The organism is Sinorhizobium fredii USDA 205 (assembly GCF_001461695.1).
GTDB lineage: Bacteria > Pseudomonadota > Alphaproteobacteria > Rhizobiales > Rhizobiaceae > Sinorhizobium > Sinorhizobium fredii.
In genome coordinates, this window is record NZ_AUTC01000048.1 from 1 (window position 1) to 3,478 (window position 3,478).

At 59.0% G+C, this 3,478-nt stretch carries 1 protein-coding gene and 3 pseudogenes; 1 reads left to right on the forward strand and 3 read right to left on the reverse strand.

Features of this window, described 5'->3' with window-relative positions:
- Nucleotides 1–123, forward strand: a pseudogene (locus tag N181_RS32945) (response regulator transcription factor); the annotation flags it as partial.
- A gap of 2,169 nt (nt 124–2,292) precedes the next feature.
- Here N181_RS32945 and N181_RS06915 read toward each other — a convergent pair.
- The 3 genes and pseudogenes from N181_RS06915 to N181_RS34635 form a co-directional block, all read right to left on the reverse strand.
- On the reverse strand, nt 2,293–2,556 hold the full coding sequence (locus N181_RS06915) for a hypothetical protein (protein ID WP_037436461.1): 264 nt from the start codon (nt 2,554–2,556) through the stop codon (nt 2,293–2,295).
- A gap of 90 nt (nt 2,557–2,646) precedes the next feature.
- A pseudogene (locus N181_RS35485) lies at nt 2,647–3,076 on the reverse strand (DUF6691 family protein).
- 42 nt (nt 3,077–3,118) lie between these two features.
- Nucleotides 3,119–3,259: pseudogene (locus tag N181_RS34635) on the reverse strand (YeeE/YedE family protein); the annotation flags it as partial.
- Nucleotides 3,260–3,478 lie beyond the last annotated feature (219 nt).

A 3,478-nucleotide genomic window follows, 5' to 3' on the forward strand; every position in this document is an offset into this window, starting at 1 on the left:
AACATCTACAAGAAGATGAACGTGCACAACCGGACGGAGGCGGCGTCGCGCTACTTCCGGAGCGACGCTGATCTCGCCTCGCTGCCACGCTCTTGCGCTGACGCAAATGAAGTATCGGCTTGAATGTCGTGGCAACACGCGACCATAGCGCTGCGCGTCCTGCCAGTTGACCTTGAACAATAGGCAGACTCAAACGACGAACGCTCTTGGCCCGCTGTTCAGCAAGGCGAGCAGCCTGAACCATTTGATGAGGGGCGAGAAGTTAAAGCGGCGGCGGCGGCTAGTAAGGCGTTGATGGCGTGGTCGCTGGCAGTTGTGTGGTTCATTTGCCGTTACCGACGCTGCCGCTATGGGCGGGCATGCGAAACAATAAATTTTTCACGCCTCCCCGGGCGGAGCTTCTGCCCGTACCGTTTCACTCTATTGCTGTGGAGTGGCCGGCTTACCGGCAAGGCAAATTATTCTCGGGCGCGACCGCGCTCGACGGTTGAGGACAGTCATTCCTACTCAGATTTCGGATCAATGTTCTTATTATGTTCGCGTCATAGCGGGAGTCAATGCTATGTGCTCCAACTGCTTCCTATCGTGCGGAACCCATTTGCCACGATTTCGTTGAGTTGATTAGCTTTCACTAAATTGTGGAGGATACCATGATAAGGTCCGTTGGTAGGTTGCTCGCAATAGGCTCGATTGCGGCCGGCACATGGACCGCCGTGCCATCCATCCCGTCAGCGCAGTCCCTGGACCTGTATATTGGACCCGGTGGACCGGAGCTTCGCGAGCGAAGGTATGATGATGACGACTACTATAGACGCGATCGCGGCTGCAGCGAACGTCAGGCTATTCGCCGTGCTTACAGGCTCGGGTTTCGCGACCCCGAAATCCAATCAGTCACTCGTCGCGAGATTGCTGTCGAGGGGATAAGGCGCGGACGCTTTGTGACCGCGTACTTCGCTAATCGTCCCGGCTGCCCTCGCGTAGGTTGACATTCGCGGGGAATAGATCCGGGGCCACCTGCGAAACCAGGCGCGCACCAGACGGCCTTGAAAGGATGACGAGAGCAGTCACATAGAAACCGCCTAACGCTCCGCCGCCGGACCCTATGCCGGCGCGCATCGAGCCTTGTGTGCGATGCTTGTCGACAAGCCGCCGAAAGGGCGCGAGTGGGCTTTCGAGGTGAAGTGGGACGTGTGTGGACGCCCCGGAAGATGCAAGCGGAATCTTACTTCGCTTTCGATCTCCTCTATCTCGAAGGACGCGACCTCCGACGGCTGCCGGCGGCTGTTGGAGCCGATCATCGCCGGTCGCGATGTTGCGATTCGGCTGGGGATGAATTTTTCAGGATTGCATGCGAGCAGGGGCTAGAAGGCATCGTCGCCAAGCGGCGCGACAAACCCTACCAATCCGGCCGTCGCCCTGACTGGCAGAAGATCAAGTGCGTGCGCAGCGACAGCTTCGTAATCGTCGGCTACGAGCCGTCAACGATGCCGGGCGCGATCGGTAGGCTGCTGCTGGCGGCGAGGAAAGGCGAGGGGCTCGTCTACGTCGGCGGCTGCGGGACGGCTGGACCTATCAGGAATCGAGAAAGCTCCGTGAACTGCTCGACACGATCGTGGCCGATCAGCCAGCCGTGGCGCTTAGGTGCAAGGGCGCCGTGTTCGTGCGGCCGGTTCTTGTCGCGGAAGCCGAGTATCGCAGGATGGGAAGCTGCGGCATGCGTCGTTCAAGGGGATTAGGGAGCGGGCGGATGATGTCACCGTTTATGTGCTTGAATAAGCCCCATTGTCGAGCACGCGACAAATGCCCAGCGATAGCCGCACATGTTTCCGCCGCGCCCCCAACGTGGCTTTGTGTCGATTTCGCATTGCGGACCAACACTCGCTCCGCAGATTTGCTGGCACGCGTACTCCGGGTCAAAGCCGCTGTGCCACCCGAATAGCAATCGAACCAAAGTGAGAGGGGAGGGAAATCGATAGGCCTTGTGTCTGTGCCTCCGCAGGCGCCTTCATTTTGCCTCCAGCAGACAGCCTCGCCGACAGTGCGGTCCGAGCCTTCAGCGATAGCTCGCGGTGATGTAAACAGAATTGCGGTTACATCTCGGCCGATCTTGATCATCGTCCGCCGCGTCACTCGCACGCGTTCGGCCGCTTCGTACAGAGAAACACGTTTGCCGCCGGCACGAATGCCGACCGCGTTAGCAATGTTTTCTCTCTGTGTTGGTGCGCCCGGCAAGGCCGTGCGCTTGGTGGGCGCGAATTGGAAGTTATTGGCGCGAGACCATGCGGTCAAGCGTCAGTACAACTTTTGGACCGGCTCGTCGAGAAAGCTGCGGATCCCGTCACGCTGAACGGTGGCGAGAAATTCTTCGAATGCCTCTCGATCGGTATCGAAGGGGTAATTCCAGACGGTCGTATTCCCTTCCTCGTCGCATACTTTGAGCACCCAATCGTGGTTGGTGCCGGCAGGACGGTAAATGCGCAAAATGACCGTCACATCATCATCGATGAACTCGCCGGAGAATTCTGAGTATTCAAACTGCTGATCGTTGTCGGTCATCGTCATTACTCTGATGAAGAGCTCGTCGATCTGGCGGCTCGTAATGCGGTCGCCGTCGAGCAGGGAAGCAGAATTTCAATCTAAAGTCGATTAGCCCTTCTTGCGTAGTCGAACGCCGGGGCCTTCGCCGTTCTCGTCGATTAAAATGACCCCCGCGGCTTCGAGCGCTGATCGAATCACTTGCATCGTGCTCATCCGCGAATCCGTTACGCCGCGCTCAATGTTCTTCACGCTCATTTCGGACAGGCCAGCAGCTTGGGCCAGATCCGTTTGCCTCCAGCCGACTAAGGCCCTGGAAGAATTCAAGCCGAACAGAACTGCATTGCCCCGCCGGTTGGTCGGCAGAAGAGCCAGGGCAGAAGGGATCAGCGCGCCACCCATGACAAAGGCCAGCGACGGGTCCCAGCTACCCGCGACATCGAGGAACCAGCACTCGTCCGGGATTGATCATATCGGAGATTGCCAGACCCGCCCCGAAGATGAGCCCGCAGACGATCGCTGCTAACGTGCGGGTCCTCATGGCTAAACTCCAATGAGATGGCGGGTGACGAAGACCGTCGCAGCCGCAATGGGTCACCCCCGCTGCGGCGGCCGCGAGACCGGAAATCCCGGCTATCCTTCCGTTCAGCAGAAGGTAGAGGCCTGCCGACAGGCCGATCAGGAGGCCGCCGGTCAAGGGCCACAGGTAACTTATTTCAGTCATTGCGCTCACACTGCGCGCTCGGCTCGGGCGTCAGCTACCGCACGACGAAGTAGAGGAGGCAGGCATGCGCGTTGGAATTTGTCAAAGCCATCCAGCGCCTTGGGGTGTCCCTTCGCAGGAACTACTCGTCCTCGAGCAATCGATAGTTTCCAGCTCCTGGGCAAAGTGCAGGCGGGTGATCGCTTCGAGCCCGTGGAGCAGCCGCTGGATCTCGTAGCG

Coding starts and splice junctions, on each gene's coding strand:
- N181_RS06915 (WP_037436461.1), bottom strand. CDS start 2,556: ATGACCGACAACGATCAGCAGTTTGAATACTCAGAATTCTCCGGCGAG.